This window comes from Clostridium isatidis (genome assembly GCF_002285495.1).
Classification (GTDB): Bacteria; Bacillota; Clostridia; order Clostridiales; family Clostridiaceae; genus Clostridium; species Clostridium isatidis.
Window position 1 is genome coordinate 1,199,983 of the sequence record NZ_CP016786.1, and the last position, 17,874, is coordinate 1,217,856.

The window sequence follows — 17,874 nt, forward strand, 5'->3', positions numbered from 1 at the left end:
CCCTTTTATTAGGTTATTTTCTTATAGAAGAAGAAAGCGCCTTAGCGCTTTCTTAATATAATATCAAAGATTCTTGATGCTACTTCTTTTTTACTCATCTTATCTAAATATATTTCTTCTCCATCCTTAGAAATAATTATAACTTTATTATTATCACTTCCAAATCCGGTATCAGCACTTGTTATATCATTGGCTACTATGTAATCTAAATTTTTATCCTTAATCTTTCTTTTTGCATTTTCTACTATATTATTACTTTCTGCAGCAAATCCTACTAAAATTTGATTAGTTTTCTTCTCGCCTAAGATTTTCAAAATATCATTATCTCTTTCAAAAGTCAGAGTTAAATCTTCCTCAGTCTTTTTAATTTTTTCAATACTATAATTTTTTATTTTATAATCTGCTACTGCAGCAGCTTTAATCACTATATCACTATCATTAAAATAGTCTAAAAGCACATTTTTCATTTCTTCATTAGTAAGGACATTTATAACTTTAACACAATTTGGTTTTTCTAAATTTGTAGGACCTGAAACTAAAATTACTTCAGCTCCTCTTCTCGCAGCTTCTTCAGCAATTGCATATCCCATTTTTCCTGTAGATCTATTAGTTAAATATCTTACAGGATCAATAGGTGCTATTGTTGGTCCAGCACTAATTAAAACCTTTTTCCCCATTAAATCTTTATTAGTATCGAGATTATTTATCTCTTCTAATACTTTATTTACAATAGTATCAACATCTGCAAGCTTTCCTTCACCGGTATCACCACAAGCTAATCTTCCACTTGTTGGTTGAATAAACTTATATCCATATCCTTCTAGCTTTTTAATATTATCTTGAACAATTTTATTTTGAAACATATTAGTATTCATAGCAGGTGCAAAAATTACTTTTGACTTAGTAGCCATTATTGTTGTTGATAACATATCATCAGCAATACCATTTGCAATCTTACCAATAATGTTTGCAGTAGCAGGAACTATTAAGAAAATATCTGCTTTTTTTGCTAATGATATATGTTGTATCTCAAAAGCCTTTGGTTCTGCAAACATATCTGTTACAACCATATTTTGACTAAGGGATTGAAAGGATAAGGGTGTAACAAATTTTGTAGCTGAGTTTGTCATAATAACATTAACATCTATATTATGTTTTTTTAACTTACTTACTACTTCTAAAGCTTTATAAGCAGCTATTCCTCCAGTTACTCCTACGCATACACATTTTTTATTGTTCATTTGATTCTATTACCTCTTTTTTATCTTTATTATTTAGAATATAGTAATCAATTTTACCTTCATTAACTTCATTAATTGAAATTGTTAAAGCTTTCTTTAGTTTTGTATCAATATAAGGCTTGCTGCCATCTATTATTTGTCTTGCTCTTTTAGAAGTAATTATTACTAGTGAATATCTATCATCTACTTTTTTTAATAAATCCATTATTGATGGATTAATCATAGAGTTGTTCATGAATTAAGCCCTCCTTAGATTCTAAAATTGTATTATCTTTTATTCTATCAACTCTGCATTTTTCTGCTGCTATAATAGCCTCCACCTTAGAAACAGCAAGCTCTAAAGTATCGTTAACTACAGCATAATTATATTTAGAAACATAGTTTATCTCTTTATATGCATTTTTAAATCTTGTCATTAGAGATTCCTCTGTTTCACTGCCTCTTTTAATAATTCTCCTTTTTAATTCTTCCATTGATGGAGGAAGAATAAAAATAAATACGCCTTCTTTAAAATTTTCTTTAACTTGTAAGGCTCCTTGTATGTCAATTTCTAAAATAACATCTTTTCCTTCTTCTAACATTTTATTTACATTAACTCTTGGTGTTCCATAGAAGTTACCATGAACTTCAGCATATTCTATAAAACCATTTTCCTTAACTTTTCTTTCAAATTCTTCTTTTGTTAAAAAATAATAGTTAACTCCATCAATTTCTCCTTCTCTTGGACTTCTAGTAGTAGCAGAAACTGATAAATATATATTTTTATTCTTTTCTATAAGCTTCTTACATATGGTTCCCTTTCCTGCACCAGAAGGTCCGGATATAACTATTAGAACTCCCTTATTCTTACTCATTATTCAACAACCTCATCTACTACTTCATCTTTATCAACTAATCTATGAGCTACAGTTTCCGGTTGAACTGCTGATAAAATTATATGATCACTATCTGTAATTATTACAGCTCTTGTTCTTCTTCCATAGGTTGCATCAATAAGCATACCTCTATCTCTCGCTTCCTGTATAATTCTTTTTATCGGAGCAGATTCTGGACTAACTATTGCTACAAGCCTATTAGCAGAAACTATATTACCAAATCCAATATTAATTAATTTTATACTCATTTCTTTCCTCCTAATTATTCAATATTTTGTACTTGTTCTCTAATTTTTTCTATTAAATTTTTTATATTAATGACATAATTTGTCATATTTATATCAGTTGACTTTGAAGCAATTGTATTAGCTTCTCTGTTCATTTCTTGAATTATAAAGTCTAATTTTCTACCTATTGGCTCTGTTTCTTTAAAGGTCTTTCTAACTTGATCTATATGGCTCTTTAATCTAATAATTTCTTCATCTACAGCAGCCTTATCTGCAATTATAGCAGCTTCTTGTGCAATTCTAGCTTCATCAATATCAATTTTATCTAAAAGCTCTTTAATTCTAGCTTCTAATTTAGATTTATATGTAACTGGTATTGCGTCTGCTAATTCTTCAATATTGTTAACAAAGATTTCTATATCCTTTAATTTAAGTAATATATCATCTTTTAATTTTTCTCCTTCTGCTACTCTCATCTTTTCCATTTTTTCTAAAGCTTCTTCAATTAAAGGCTTTAAAAATTCAAATTTTTTCTCAATATTATCTTCTTCTTCAACAATTTCTATTACATCGGTAAATCTAGCAATATGAGAAACAGTAATATCATTTTTTACATTGAATTTTTCTTCTATTTCTAATAAACACTTGTAATAGCTTTCTGCAAGATTTAGATTTAATCTTGCTAGTCCTTCTCCACTAGAATAGGATTTCTGATTAATATAAACATCTACTTTTCCCCTATTTAATTTTTCATTTATTAATTTTCTAATTTGCTCTTCTAATGGAATTAAATTTTTAGGTAATTTAATATTAATATCTAAATATCTGCTATTAACACTTTTCATTTCAATAGAAAATAAATATTTACTTCCCTCATCATTACTAGCTCTGCCGAAACTAGTCATACTTTTTACCATATCTGCCTCCAAAAATTAATTAACTACTTTTTTTAATATTAAAATTTTAGACATTATAAGTCAACTGTTTGTTAACAATTTATTCATATTTTATTTTTTCTCATTTTATTTACTTATAAATTGTGAACTGTAAATTATAAAAAAAGAAGAGTTCTCACACTCTTCCTTTTAAAACAACTTCTTATACTTCATTAAAAGCTTCATTTAAATTAAGATTTTCTTTACTTGATAGTACAACTAATAATTTAATTCTTGCTTTTTGACCTGGCATATCTTCTTCAAAAAATACACCTAAATCCTTTAGCATTTTTCCACCGCCTTCATAACCATAAGCCTCTCGAACTCGTCCCTCAAAACATCTTGAAACAACAATTACTGGTATCTCCTTCTTTAAGGCTTTTTTTATTCCTGGCAGCATCAGAGGAGGCACATTTCCTCTTCCTAACGCTTCTATTACTATTCCCTTATAACCTTTATCTATTGCAAATTCAACAAAATCCGAATTCATTCCAGAAACACATTTAATTAATGCAACATCACCAATTATTTTATCTAATTTATAAGTTTTGTGCTTTCGAGTTTTTCTATGAAATACTACTTGATTATTATCTACTATACCAATAGGACCAAAATTAGGCGTTCTAAAAGCATTTAGTGCCATGGAATTAGCTTTAGTGACCTCTGATGCACAATGTAATTCTCCATTAAAGCAAACTAATACCCCTCTTCCTTTTGCTTCTTCAGATATAGCTGTACAAATTGATGTTGCTAAATTAAAAGGACCATCATAACCAAGTTCTGAACTGCTTCTCATTGCACCAGTTACCACAATAACTTTTTCAGTGTTAATTGTAAGATCTAAAAAATAAGCAGTTTCTTCTAAAGTATCTGTGCCATGAGTTAATACAACTCCATCTATATCTTCTCTATTAACTAGCTCATTAATAAAATTACTTAGCCTAAACATGTCCTCTATTGAAATATGAGGTGAAGGTTTTTCTGAGAAACTATAGCTTTCTATATCTGCAAATTCATCTGCTCCAGTTACCATTGAAAGAATTTCTTCTCCACTTAAACCAGGTACCGCAGCATTTATTTTTTCATCTATTTTCATAGATATTGTACCGCCATTAAAAACTAAGGCTACTTTTTTCATAATTATCTCCTAAAATAAAATATAATTTTTATTTATAAAAATTATGGCTCTTATAAAAACCAAAAGCATTAAAGATTATAGATAGTACTTTACCTTAATAATCTTCGTTTAATAATTATATTATATATAATATATAATTTTATATTCAATTTAAATGCATTTTTTAATTTTTCCTCTATATAATTTATTATATATTTTTCTTTCAGTTATTGGATACATTGTTAAAACATTAATAAAATCCTTATTATTATCTATTTCTATTCCCATTAATATATATTCATTAAATTTTTTAATTAATTCTATATTTATAACATTATCTGTTGACTTATAAACTCCAATATAATCTGGTGCATCAATGATTTTTTTCATATATTCAATAGGATTATTTATTACTTTTTTATTTAAATGCTTGCCATGTCGTTTTCTTATATGCTGTAACACTCTATCAGATGCATAAATGGTACCAGTAAATTTAACTCCTATAGCAGTAGCCATCTTTTCTTTAAAATATCCAACTCTTTTATAGGCATTAATTCTATCGGCCATGATATCCCTCTATTCTTTATAGTATATCGAGAACTATTTTATTTACTTATTTATATTATATATTATTCAAAAGTCTATGCAATTCTACTAGAATTATATAACAGAAAAGGAGTTGTCAAAGACAACCCCTTTTTAGTATGATAGCTCTATTGTTTCATACTTCTTATAAATTTTGCGATTCTTTTATAATATTATACAAATTAATCCACCGCTACCTTCATTAATAATCTTTTGAAGGGTTTTTTGAATTTTAATTTGTACATCTTCTGGCATTTTATATAATTTATTTTGTAATCCCTCTTTTATTAAAACCTCTAGTGGTTTACCAAACATATTGCTTTGCCATAATGCTGAAGGATCCTCTTCAAATTGTTCCATTAGGGACTTAATTAATTCTTCACTTTCTTTTTCAGAACCCATTATTGGGCTTATCTCAGTCTTTATATTAGCCTTAATAAAATGCAAAGATGGTGCTGAAGCTTTTAATTTCACTCCAAACTTAGAGCCATGTTTTACCAACTCAGGTTCTTCGAATTTCATTTCAGAAAGTTGAGGTGCAACTAAACCATAACCAGTTTCACGAACATCTATTAAAGCATCCTTTACCTTATCATATTCTTTCTTTGCAAAATTAAGCTCTTTAATTAAAGATAATAAATCACTTTCCGATTTAACATCTAAGTCACAAATTTCACTTAATATGTTATAGAATATTCCTTCCTTAGGCTTCATAAATATAGTTGCCTTACCCATACCTAAGTCTACAGAACTCATTTCAGTTGGCGCTAAATTTTCTTCTTGATTTAATAAATTGATTGTGGACTTAATATCCCTAACCTTGCTTATGTTTTCAGCCATTCCCTTTATAAGCTTAAAGAAATCTTTCTTTAACCAATGCTCTGGTTCTAATTGTTCAACCCAGCTTGGCATTTCTATGTTTATTTCCTTAACAGGGAATTCTTTAAGTATATGTTGTAATACTTCTTCTATATCCTCTTCATCCATATTTGCCACATCCATAACATGAACAGTTACATTATATTTTTCTTCTAATTCTTTTTGTATTTTTTTAACTTCTGATGAGTTCGGATATTTTGTATTAAGTACAACTATAAATGGTTTGTTTATAGATTTTAGCTCTTCAATTACCCTTTCTTCTGGCTCTAAGTAATCATCTCTCTCTATTCCAGTTATACTACCATCAGTAGTTATAACTAACCCTATTGTAGAATGGTCTGTAATAACTTTTCTTGTTCCAATTTCAGCTGCATCTTCAAAAGGTATTTCATATTCATACCATGGAGTATTTACCATTTTTGGTTCTTCTCCATCCATATAACCCATTGCTCCTTTTACAATATATCCTACACAATCTACCATTCTAACTTTAAATTTAATATCCTCTTCAAGGGTAATTTCTACCGCCTCGTTTGGAATAAATTTAGGTTCTGTTGTATGGATACTTTTTCCTGACCCACTTTGAGGTAATTCATCCTTTGCTCTTTCTTTCTTATATGCATTTTCAATCTTTGGTATTACCATTAGGTCCATAAACTTTTTTATAAATGTTGATTTACCTGTTCTTACAGGACCAACAACACCTATATATATGTCCCCTTGTGTCCTCTCTGCTATATTCTTGTATATGTTAAAGCTGTCCACGGTGTACCCTCCCATTTATTTTTAACAATACATATATATTCGTTTTTTTTTAAAAGTATACAGTATTGTTAAATTTTTATATTTTAATTTATATAAAATATTATTAATATAAATACAAAAAAATACATGAAAAATAAAAATTCACAGTAAGAAGATTTTGGTTTATCTTAAAATCTTCTTAACTGTGAATTATAAACAGTTGGTTCCTAATAAATTAATATATTTCGCTCTTTTTTTCTCTTTCCATTAAATGACTTACAGCTTCTTTTACATCTACATCTTTAAATAATATCTTATAAAGAATATCTGTTATTGGCATTTCTACATCTAATTTTTCTTTTAATTCATAAAAGGCTCTGCATGCTTTAATCCCTTCAACTACCATTCCAACTTCTTTTATAGCTTCATCAGTAGTCTTTCCAGTTCCAATTAAATAGCCAGCACGCCTGTTTCTGGAATGAATACTAGTACATGTAACAATTAAATCTCCCATTCCTGTTAAACCAAGAAAGGTCTCTGCTTTTCCTCCTAATCTTAAGCCTATTCTAACAATCTCTGCCATACCTCTTGTCATTAAAGCTGCTTTTGTATTATCTCCATATCCTAGTCCATCACATACTCCAGCCGCTAAAGCAATTATATTTTTTACAGCTCCTCCAATTTCAACTCCAACCAGATCTTCATTTGTATAAACTCTAAAGGCTGGATTCATAAACAGATCCTGAACTATTTTTGCTTTATCCATATTTTCTGAAGATACTACAACAGTAGTAGGTATATTAAGAGAAACTTCTTCAGCATGACTTGGTCCTGATAAAATAACTATATCATTTTGTGGTAATTCTTCTTTAATTACCTCTGATAGTCTCAAATTAGTTCCTTCTTCTATCCCTTTTGCAATACTTATTATAATAACTTCTTTACTAATCTTATTCTTTAGCTGCCTGCTTATATCTCTAATAACATGAGAAGGAACAGATAAAACAATAAATTCTGCATCTTTTATTGCTAAATCTATATTATTATAAGCAGTTACATCATGAGGAATTAATAGATTTTTAATATATTTATCATTTCTTCTATTTTCATTAATATCTTTTACAACGTTAATATCTCTATCGTAAATAGATACTTTATTGCCGTTATTAGCTAATAATATTGCTAAGGATGTACCAAAACTTCCTCCACCTAAAAAAGCAACCTTCTTCAAAACTACTCTTTCCTTTCTCTATATTCTATTTGTATTCCAGTACCACTGAAATCAAAGCTTTCACGTAACTGGTTTTCTAAATATCTTTCATAGGAAAAATGTCTTGCACTTGCATCATTAACAAATAAAACAAATTTAGGTGGTTTAGTAGCAACTTGTGTTGCATAATATATTTTCATTCTTTTTATACCAACTAATGGAGGTTCATTCATTAATACCGCCTTGCTGATTACATCATTTAAAACTCCTGTTTGAATTCTCTTACAGTAATTGTCATAACATTCTTTTGCAATTTCTAAAACCTTATGAGTTCTCTGACCAGTTTTAGCAGATATAAATAAATACTTTGCATATTTTAAGAATTTAAGATTTGTTTGAATATCTTCTAAATATTTTTGCATTGTTTTATCATCTTTTTCAATTAAATCCCACTTATTAACTATTACCATAATAGCCTTATTCATCTCATGGGCATAACCAACTATTTTTTCATCTTGCTCTGTTACACCTTCCGTTGCATCTATCATAAGAATACATACATCTGCTCTTTCAATAGCAGCATAGGTCCTAATAACAGAATATCTCTCAACCTCTTCTTTAACTTTGCTCTTTCTTCTAATACCTGCAGTATCAACTAATATAAATTTACCTTCCTCAGTTTCTAAAACGCTATCTATTGAATCCCTTGTAGTTCCAGGAACATCTGAAACTATAAGTCTCTCTTCTCCAAGAAGTCTATTAATAAGAGAGGATTTTCCTACGTTAGGTTTGCCTATCATAGCAATTCTTATATACTCATCTTCCTCTTCTTCCTCATTAAACTTATCAAAATTTTCTACTACCCTATCTAGCATATCGCCGATATTTAATCCTTGAGAGGCAGATATAGCAATAGGCTCACCTATTCCTAAATTATAAAATTCCCAAGCATTTTCGACTTCTTTCATAGAATCAACCTTATTAACTACTAGAACTACATCTTTTTTGCTTTTTCTAAGCATATTTGCAACTTCTTCATCAGCAGCTGTAAGCCCTTCTTTTCCATCTACAACAAATATAATAACATCTGCAGTTTCTATTGCTATGTTTGCTTGTCTTCTCATTTGTTTTACAATAATATCATCTCTTTCTGGTTCAATACCACCTGTATCAATAATAGTAAAATTATAATTTAACCAATCAGCCTTAGCGTAAACTCTATCTCTTGTTACACCAGGTGTATCTTGAACTATTGAAATTCTTTGTCCTGCTAATCTATTAAACAATGTAGATTTTCCTACATTTGGTCTTCCAACTATCGCAACTATTGGTTTAGCCATTAATTTTCCTCCTAACCTTTGAGTTTATTAATTAAGAACCATTATTTATTATTATATAGTTTACCCCAAATTTATTTCTTTTTTTCTGTAATCATATTATTAATTATGAAAAGTTTGAGGACTAAAATATATAATAGATATCTTTAGTAATATTACCATTATTAATTAAATTTAGTCAACAGAAAACATCCCTAAAAATTAGGGATGTTTTGTAATTACTCATTTAAATCAACATATTTACCTTTTTTGTGGAATATTATCCATTCGCAAATATTAGTTACATGATCTCCTATTCTTTCTAAATACTTTGATACAAAAAGAATTTGAGTTCCTTGATTTATCATTGCTTCATTTGACACCATTTTCTTCAAAACAAGTGAGAACATTCCCTGATATAAAGCATCTACTTTATCATCCATATCACATATTTCATATGCATAATCAACATCGCCATTTATATATGCTTCTATAGCACCTCTTATCATTTTTGTAACTATATCTACCATTTCCCAAACTGGTGATATTTCTTCAGAGAAATTCACTCCTACAACTCTAGAAACTGCTTTTGAAATATCTACTGCATAATCGGCCATTCTTTCTAAATCTGTTACTATTTTAGAAGTTGTATATAAACTACGTAGGTCTTTTGCAACTGGCTGCTCTGTTGCAATTATTTTTATACATTTTTCCTCTATTTCTTTTTGAAAATTATCTACCTTATCATCATTATTAATAACTTCTTGTGCTAACTCATTATCTTGATTTTTTAGAGCCGTAATACTATCATATATTTGCTTTTCAACTAAAGCAGCCATTTCCATCAGCTCTGAATTGAGGGATTTTATTTTATTTCTCATTACATCTCTCATGCTCTTCAACTCCTCTTATTAATAGTCTCTAACCAAATCTGCCAGTTATATAGTCTTCAGTTCTTTTATCCTTTGGCTTATAGAAAATATCTTCAGTATCACCATATTCAACTATTTCTCCATTTAAAAAGAAGGCTGTTTTATCAGCTATTCTTCCTGCTTGTTGCATATTATGAGTTACTATTACAACAGTATAATTCTTTTTTAATTCTTCCATTAAATCTTCCATTTTACTAGTTGAAATTGGATCCAAAGCAGAAGTAGGTTCATCCATTAATATTATTTCTGGTGATACTGCAATTGTTCTAGCAATACATAATCTTTGCTGCTGACCTCCAGATAATCCTAATGCACTTGTCTTTAGCCTATCTTTTACTTCATCCCAAAGAGCTGCACCTTTTAAACTTCTTTCTACTATTCCATCCAATACCTTCTTATCTTTAACTCCATGTAATCTTGGACCATATGCTATATTATCATATATTGACATAGGAAAAGGATTCGGCTTTTGGAATACCATTCCTACTTTTGTTCTTAGAGCAATAACATCTTTACTCTTATATATATCTTCGCCATCTACTAAGATATCTCCTTCTATTCTTACCCCTTCAATTAAATCATTCATTCTATTTAAGCTACGAAGAAATGTAGATTTTCCACAACCAGAAGGCCCTATAAAAGCAGTTACCTTATTCGCTTCTAAATCTAAATTAATATTCTTTAACGCTTGTTTTTCTCCATAATATAAATTTAAATTTCTTACCTTTATTTTAGTATTATTACTCATTTTCACACCTCATATAACTAAAATTAGTAATTTGCTTTACTAAATTTTTTTGTTATTAATTTTGCTATTATATTTATTACAAATATTATTAAAATTAATACTATTCCAACTGCAGAAGCTTCTTGAATATTACCTGCTTCTTGAGTTACCAAATAAGCTTGTATTGTTAAAGTTCTGGCACTTGACATAATTCCATTAGGCATTTTGGCAACTGTTCCTGCTGTAAGCAATATAGCTGCTGATTCCCCAACTATACGCCCTACTGATAATATTATCCCTACTAAAATTCCAGATAAGGAACTTGGTAATATTACTTTATATAATGTTTGGAATTTTGTAGCTCCAAGGCCCAAGGAAGCCTCTTTATAGGAAATTGGAACTGTTTTTATTGCATCTTCTGTTGTACTAATAATCACTGGTAAAATGATAATTGCAACAGTTAATGAACCTGCCAATAGTGAATATCCTAATTTTAATACAACTACAAAAAATATTGATCCAAATAATCCATATACTATTGATGGAATACCCGCTAAACTTTGTACAGCAAATCTTATTATTCTAACAGTTCTTCCTTGCTTTGCATATTCTGCTAGGTAAATTGCTGCTAACACTCCTATAGGAGTTGCAATAGCTATTGATAATATTACTGTATATAATGTAGCTATAATCATTGGAAATATTCCACCATCCCCTGAAGCTGCATAATCATTAACGATAAAATCCCAACTTAACATAGAAAAACCTTTTACAAATATATAACCTAAAATCATAATAAGTAGGCCAACTGTTATAAAGGCAGATAAATAAACAATAAATTTTAATAAGTTTTCTTTAAATTTTCTCATACTACTTACCTTCCTTACTAGAAAGTTTACTTAATATATAATTAAGTAACAATATAAATACAAATAAAATTACCCCCGTAGCAAATAGCATTTCCTGATGGGTACCAAAAGCATATCCCATTTCCAAAGCAATATTAGTTGTTAAGGGCCTTACAGAATCCATTATTGATTTTGGCATTATAGCTGAATTACCTGCAACTAATATTATTGCCATAGTTTCACCTATTGCCCTGCCTAGGCCAAGAACAACAGCTGATAGTATACCAGATTTTGCAGCTGGTAAAACCACTTTGAAGGTTGTTTCTATATGAGATGCTCCTAAGCCAAGGGAAGCTTCCTTATAACTATAAGGAACAGCTCTTATTGCACTTTCTGAAACTGTAACTATTGTAGGCAGCATCATTATTGATAAAACTATAATAATTGCTAAAATACTTTGTCCTTTTGCTAAATTAAAGCTATTCATTATCCAGGGAACTATAACTGCTAATCCAAATACTCCAAATAAAACTGATGGAATACCAGCTAATAATTCTACAGCAGTTGATATTAACTTTCCTATTTTCTTTGGTGCTAGTTCAGCAATAAATACTGCAGTTAAAATTCCTACAGGTACCCCTAAAACTAAAGAACCTAGTGTTCCATAAATTGAAGCCACTATCATTGGAAGTACTCCATACTTATCGGAACTAGGGTACCATTCCCTTCCAGCAATAAAATCTAAAAATGAATATCCTTTTGATACAAAAGGCGTCAGACCTTTATAAAAAACAAAACCTATAATCACTAATAAACTTAATACAGCTATAAAAGCACTAGATAAAAATATTATTTTTGATATTTTTTCAGTTAAATATTTATTATTATTTCTTTTTTCATTTACATTTAACATATTATCCTCTCCTAATTAAAGTAACTTATTTAACAGGAATCAGTTTATTATCTATCACAATTTTTTGTCCTTCTTCACTTAAAATAAAATCAATTAATTCTTGACCATTTTCAGTTAATCTACTTTCTTTTGTTACAACTAAGAAAGGTCTAGAAATCTTATAATTCCCATTTCTCACTGCTTCAGCTGTAGGCTCAATTCCATCAACTCTTACAATATTTACAGAATCATCTAGGTATTCAAAGGAGACAAAAGCAACTGCATTTTTATTTCCAATAACTATTTGTTTTAAACCTCCATTACCATTAGAAATAAGTGAATTTCTAATTAGATCTTCTGTTGTATAATCTACTAACTCTTGAAAGGCATCTCTCGTTCCTGAACCATCTTCTCTAGAGGCAACTACTATAGGTGCATCCTTTCCACCTTCTATTTCTTTCCAATTAGTTATTTCTCCTGTAAAAATTCCTCTAATTTCATCCATTGAGAGGTTCTTAATTGGATTTTCCTTATTTGTTATTATTGCAATACCATCATAAGCAATTATTGTTCCCTTAACTTCTTTCCCTTCTTCTTCTTTTAAATCTCTTGATGACATTCCTATTTCTGAAATTCCATTTATTACATCCTTTATTCCTGCTGAAGATCCAACTTGATTTATTTCTATAGATATTCCTTCATTATTATCTTCATATTCTTCTGCTAATTTTTCCATTAAAGGTCCTACTGAAGTTGAACCTGAAATAGATATTAAAGTATTTCCCTTGTTATTTATCCTATTATTTATTGAACTACATGCAACAAAAATAATATTAATTATTCCAAATATTAAGAGCAAGCAAATTATTTTTGAATTTATTCTTTTCATAAATTCCTCCTTAAAAACATACAACTTTCAATATAATCTTTATAAAGCAAATACTATCTTAATAATATTAAGCCCTAAAAGTTAAGGAAATATTATTGTGAGGTAAAATAAAGTTATATTTATGTAAAAAAAATTTAACAAAAATAGAAGCTGTCTAAACAGCCCCTTCAAAATAAGTTATATGTTTTTAAGATGTTTGCCAATAAACTATATAATTCTATTAAATTTTTATTCAATAGTTATTAATTTGTTATCTTCAACAATTTGTTGTCCTTCTGTACTTAAAATAAAATCTATAAATTTTTGTCCATCCGTAGTTAAATTTCCATCTTTAGTTACTATATTAAATGGTCTAGAAATCTTATATTTACCAGCCTTTACAGCTTCTGCACTAGCTTCTGTCCCTTCAACTGTAACGACATTAACACTATCATCTAAATATTCAAAGGAAACAAATCCTATAGCATTTTCATTTCCTACAACAGTTTCTTTAACTCCACCATTACCATTTGAAATCATTGCGTCCTTCACTAAATCCTTAGATTCATATCCAATTATTTCTTGAAAGGCATCTCTTGTTCCTGAACCTTCTTCCCTTGAAACAACAACTATCGGCGAATCTTTTCCGCCTTCGATTTGCTTCCAGTTGGTAATTGCTCCTGTATATATTCCTTTTATTTGATCAATATTTAAATCTTTTACCCTATTATTTTTATTTAGTATTATAGCAATTCCATCATAAGCAATTACTGTTCCCTTAACTTCCTTCTTTTCTTCATCTTTTAGTTCTCTTGAAGCCATTCCTATTTCTGAAACTCCATTTATTGTATCCTTAATTCCTGCAGATGAACCTATTTGATTTATTTCAATTGTAATTCCTTCATTTTTATTTTCATAATTTTCCGCCAATTTTTCCATTAAAGGCCCTACTGAAGTAGATCCTGATATAGCTATTTTAATATTTCCTGTACTTTTTGAATTTTCACCATCTTTCTTACTAGCACAAGCAGCAAGACTTGTTGATATTAGCCCTAAAACTAACACACTACATATCATTTTTAAACTTTTTCTTTTCATAAATATCCTCCATATATTAATTTTATTTCTTACTTTATTTACTTTACATCTTTATGATATTTCATGAATGTTAAGCAGATATTATCATTAAGTTAAGATAAATTACATAAATGTAAAAGACCTTTAACAATTAAGCCATAGAAAAAAGGCTGTTCAAAACAGCCTTCAAACAATCCATTATATATTTCTTTTAATTTTTACTATAAACTTTGATCCTATCCCTAATTTAGATTCAACAAATATTTCACCATTAAACATCTTTACAATATGTTTTACTATCGCTAAGCCTAAACCAGTTCCTTTTTTAGCTCTAGATTTATCCACTACATAAAATCTTTCAAATATCCTTGATACTTCATCTTGTGGTATTCCAACACCCTGATCTTCTACTTCAATAAAAACATGCTCCTTTTCATCATAAGTTCTAATTGTTATATTCTTCTCGGCTTCAGAGTATTTTATTGCATTTTCTACTAAATTTAATATCATTTGAAAAAACTTATCGCTGTCTCCTAAAAGATATTTACTTCCTTCATCAACAAAATTAATAATAATATTCTTTTTTATTGCTTGAGGAGTAACCATATTAATCACATCTTCTATAACTTCAGCTATATTAAACTTTTCCTCATTCATCTTATTATTATTTTCTATATTTGATAGTATAAGTATATCATTAATTAAATTACCCAGCCTTTCTGCTTCTTTATCTATTATATCTAAAAACTTATTTTTAGTATCACTGTCTTCAACGAAGCGTAAGGTTTCAGAAAATCCCTTAATTGATGTTAAAGGTGTTTTTAATTCATGGGATACATTAGCAACAAATTCACTTCTCATATTTTCTAATCTTTTTAAATCTGTAATATCTTGCAAAGTCATTACAGTGCCTATAGGAATATTTTTATAATTTATAATTTTTGCCTTCTTGACTCTAATAATTTTTTCTACAGGATGTAATATTTTAATTTCTTTTGCCTCAATACTATTCTTACTCTTAATAAATTCATTTATATCATAATCTAAAATACATTGAGATAAATTTTTACCTAATATGTCATCCCTTAATGCAAAGATAGTCTTAGCATATTGATTAGCTAGAATTATATTAAATTTATTATCTACTGCAATAACACCGCTCTCCATGCTTTCTAGAATTGCTTCAAGTTTATTATTTTTATCCATTGAATCTTTTATTTCTGTCTGCAATTGATCTGACATTTCATTAAATGTTCTTGCTAAGGAACCTATTTCATCATTGCTATAAATTTTTACTCGTTTACTATAATCTCCAGAAGCAATTTTATTGGTCACATCTTCCATTTCCTTTATTGGATCAATTATTGACTTTATTAATCCTTTTGAAATTTGAATAGAGAAAATTATTACTAAAATAATAATTATAATATAGTATTTTAAGTAACCCTTTGTTATTTCTTTTAATCCTCCGATAGAAATAGATGATCTAATAATTGTATTATCATTGATTTTAGTTGAATAATAAACATAACTTCTACCTTCTTTTTTATTAAAGGCAATTGTATTTCCTTGCCCTTTATTAAAAGCATTTACTACATCTTCACTTTCTAAATAATTTACATCTTCTATTTTTACAGTATCGAAAAGAGAATTTCCTAGAGTATTTATAATAGTAAATCTAACTTTATCATCAAATATTTCTATATCATCAATTACTTCTTTATTTATATCTAAAGATTTTATTACGATATTATTATAAGTAGATAATATTTCTTTTTTATTGCTTATATCCCTAATATTTAGTAATACAAAGAAACAACTTGTTATTAAAACAAGGGCTATTACTACTGTTATCAATGTGGATGTTAATATTTTTTTCTTCATTTTTATATATTAGGATTAAACCTATATCCTACTCCTCTTATAGTTTCTATATACTTAGGATTTTTATCATCAGTTTCAATTTTTTTTCTTAAATATCTTATATGAACATCCACTGTTCTTGTTTCTCCTATATATTCATAGCCCCAAATCTTATCTAAAAGTGTTTCTCTTGTAAGAATTTTCCCTTTATTTTTTACTAATATCTCTAAAAGCTCAAATTCCTTTAAAGTTAAGTCTATATTATTATCTAATACTTTAACTTCCCTGCTTTTAAAGTTTATAGAAAAAGTATCTGTAATAAAGCTTTCTTCATCGTTATCTGAAACTTTGCCTGATCTTCTTAAAACTGCTTTAATTCTTGCCAGTAACTCTCTAATAGAAAAAGGTTTAGTTATATAATCATCTGCTCCCAATTCAAGACCTAGTATTTTATCTAATTCCTCTCCCTTGGCTGTTAACATTATTATTGATATATTTTTTGTTTCTTTATTATTTCTAATTTCTTTGCATACATCGAAGCCATCTTTTCCCGGAATCATTAGATCTAGTAAAATTAAAGTTGGTTTTTCTTTATTTGCAATTTTAATAGCATCTATTCCATTATTAGCTATTAATACTTGATAATTTGAGTTTTCTAAGTTATATCTTATTAATTCCAAGATGTGCTCTTCATCATCTACCACTAAAATCTTTTCTTTTGCCATAAAATACTCCTTTCTATTTTATAAAAGCAAAGGAAAATAACCTGCCATAGGTTCCTTCAGACCTTCTATAAGAAAATAACTTAATATCTTTTTGACAGTGAGTACATAATTCAAGGGAATATATATTTTCCTCTTTTATACCAGTTTCTCTAAGATCTTTTAGGATACATTCTTCCATACTAAGATTTCTATTCTTAAAAAGCTTTTCTTCTTTAATTTTTGTTTTGTTTAAGAATTTTATTTTTAATTCTTCTGAAACTTCATAACAACATTGCCTAATATGAGGCCCTATAAATACTTTAGTTTTTTTTATATCTATATCATAATTTTTTTTCATTTTTTCTATAGCATTTTTTGCAATAGAATCAAATGTTCCTCTCCATCCACTATGTATTGCAGCTATTGCTCCTTTTTCTTCATTAATTATTATTATAGGAACACAATCAGCAGTAAATACTCCAATTGCTATATTTTTTTCATCTGTTATTATTCCATCACCTTCATTATCATTTATTTCATCGCCATTATCATACTTAAAAACCTTATCACTATGAACTTGTTTCAAATAAATTATATCTTTTAAATCAAATTTTTCTTTTATACTATAAAGATTATTTATTCCTTCTTCTGTACTTCTATTAAAACTTCTACCTTTTTCTGCTGTAGAAAATACTATACATATTTTCCCTACTTCATATAATAAAAAATCTTCAATATTATTAAAATTTTTTGGTGTTAATTTATTCATAAGTCACCTCATAATTTTTATATATTTAATATAATCTTAACATTTTATATTATCAATTTCTATTT

General features: G+C 28.2%; 19 protein-coding genes. All 19 read right to left on the reverse strand.

What is annotated here, in order from left to right; all coding sequences use genetic code 11:
• Positions 1-41: 41 nt before the first annotated feature.
• Positions 42-1,241: a bifunctional phosphopantothenoylcysteine decarboxylase/phosphopantothenate--cysteine ligase CoaBC gene (gene coaBC / locus BEN51_RS05695; protein ID WP_119865113.1), complete on the reverse strand. Its 1,200-nt coding sequence runs from the start codon at positions 1,239-1,241 to the stop codon at positions 42-44.
• Positions 1,231-1,476 (reverse strand): DNA-directed RNA polymerase subunit omega, encoded by a 246-nt coding sequence (gene rpoZ, locus BEN51_RS05700; protein ID WP_119865114.1) that lies wholly within the window; start codon positions 1,474-1,476, stop codon positions 1,231-1,233. The genes coaBC and rpoZ overlap by 11 nt, the downstream gene beginning before the upstream one ends.
• Entirely contained in the window at positions 1,457-2,095 is a 639-nt protein-coding gene (gene gmk / locus BEN51_RS05705) for a guanylate kinase (RefSeq protein WP_418219553.1), read from the reverse strand. The genes rpoZ and gmk overlap by 20 nt, the downstream gene beginning before the upstream one ends.
• Complete coding sequence (gene remA, locus BEN51_RS05710; protein ID WP_119865116.1) at positions 2,095-2,364, reverse strand: extracellular matrix/biofilm regulator RemA; 270 nt, start codon at positions 2,362-2,364, stop codon at positions 2,095-2,097. Before remA ends, gmk begins: the two co-directional genes overlap by 1 nt.
• Before the next feature lie 14 nt (positions 2,365-2,378).
• On the reverse strand, positions 2,379-3,260 hold the full coding sequence (locus BEN51_RS05715; protein WP_119865117.1) for a YicC/YloC family endoribonuclease: 882 nt from the start codon (positions 3,258-3,260) through the stop codon (positions 2,379-2,381).
• Positions 3,261-3,441: 181 nt separating this feature from the next.
• The gene (locus BEN51_RS05720; RefSeq protein WP_119865118.1) at positions 3,442-4,416 is read right to left on the reverse strand and encodes an asparaginase; all 975 of its coding nucleotides are present in this window, start codon (positions 4,414-4,416) and stop codon (positions 3,442-3,444) included.
• A 150-nt stretch (positions 4,417-4,566) separates the two neighbouring features.
• Entirely contained in the window at positions 4,567-4,962 is a 396-nt protein-coding gene (locus tag BEN51_RS05725) for a PBECR3 domain-containing polyvalent protein (RefSeq protein ID WP_119865119.1), read from the reverse strand.
• Positions 4,963-5,145: 183 nt separating this feature from the next.
• On the reverse strand, positions 5,146-6,624 hold the full coding sequence (spoIVA, locus tag BEN51_RS05730) for a stage IV sporulation protein A (RefSeq protein ID WP_119865120.1): 1,479 nt from the start codon (positions 6,622-6,624) through the stop codon (positions 5,146-5,148).
• A 214-nt stretch (positions 6,625-6,838) separates the two neighbouring features.
• Positions 6,839-7,834: an NAD(P)H-dependent glycerol-3-phosphate dehydrogenase gene (locus BEN51_RS05735; protein WP_119865121.1), complete on the reverse strand. Its 996-nt coding sequence runs from the start codon at positions 7,832-7,834 to the stop codon at positions 6,839-6,841.
• Positions 7,835-7,836: 2 nt separating this feature from the next.
• The gene (der, locus tag BEN51_RS05740; RefSeq protein WP_119865122.1) at positions 7,837-9,153 is read right to left on the reverse strand and encodes a ribosome biogenesis GTPase Der; all 1,317 of its coding nucleotides are present in this window, start codon (positions 9,151-9,153) and stop codon (positions 7,837-7,839) included.
• Between the two features lie 215 nt (positions 9,154-9,368).
• Positions 9,369-10,022, reverse strand: a complete 654-nt coding sequence (phoU, locus tag BEN51_RS05745) for a phosphate signaling complex protein PhoU (RefSeq protein WP_119865123.1) — start codon at positions 10,020-10,022, stop codon at positions 9,369-9,371.
• Between the two features lie 28 nt (positions 10,023-10,050).
• Entirely contained in the window at positions 10,051-10,809 is a 759-nt protein-coding gene (pstB, locus tag BEN51_RS05750) for a phosphate ABC transporter ATP-binding protein PstB (protein WP_119865124.1), read from the reverse strand.
• Between the two features lie 23 nt (positions 10,810-10,832).
• A complete protein-coding gene (pstA, locus tag BEN51_RS05755) occupies positions 10,833-11,657 on the reverse strand; it encodes a phosphate ABC transporter permease PstA (RefSeq protein ID WP_119865125.1) in 825 nt (274 codons plus the stop codon).
• A 1-nt stretch (position 11,658) separates the two neighbouring features.
• On the reverse strand, positions 11,659-12,549 hold the full coding sequence (gene pstC, locus BEN51_RS05760; RefSeq protein ID WP_119865126.1) for a phosphate ABC transporter permease subunit PstC: 891 nt from the start codon (positions 12,547-12,549) through the stop codon (positions 11,659-11,661).
• Between the two features lie 25 nt (positions 12,550-12,574).
• Positions 12,575-13,417 carry a phosphate ABC transporter substrate-binding protein gene (locus BEN51_RS05765; protein WP_119865127.1) on the reverse strand — a complete coding sequence of 281 codons (843 nt, stop codon included), beginning with the start codon at positions 13,415-13,417 and terminating at the stop codon, positions 12,575-12,577.
• A 228-nt stretch (positions 13,418-13,645) separates the two neighbouring features.
• The gene (locus BEN51_RS05770; RefSeq protein WP_119865128.1) at positions 13,646-14,494 is read right to left on the reverse strand and encodes a phosphate ABC transporter substrate-binding protein; all 849 of its coding nucleotides are present in this window, start codon (positions 14,492-14,494) and stop codon (positions 13,646-13,648) included.
• Positions 14,495-14,671: 177 nt separating this feature from the next.
• A complete protein-coding gene (locus BEN51_RS05775; RefSeq protein WP_119865129.1) occupies positions 14,672-16,357 on the reverse strand; it encodes a HAMP domain-containing sensor histidine kinase in 1,686 nt (561 codons plus the stop codon).
• A gap of 2 nt (positions 16,358-16,359) precedes the next feature.
• The gene (locus BEN51_RS05780; protein WP_119865130.1) at positions 16,360-17,061 is read right to left on the reverse strand and encodes a winged helix-turn-helix domain-containing protein; all 702 of its coding nucleotides are present in this window, start codon (positions 17,059-17,061) and stop codon (positions 16,360-16,362) included.
• A 13-nt stretch (positions 17,062-17,074) separates the two neighbouring features.
• Entirely contained in the window at positions 17,075-17,809 is a 735-nt protein-coding gene (gene pgeF, locus BEN51_RS05785) for a peptidoglycan editing factor PgeF (RefSeq protein WP_119865131.1), read from the reverse strand.
• Positions 17,810-17,874 lie beyond the last annotated feature (65 nt).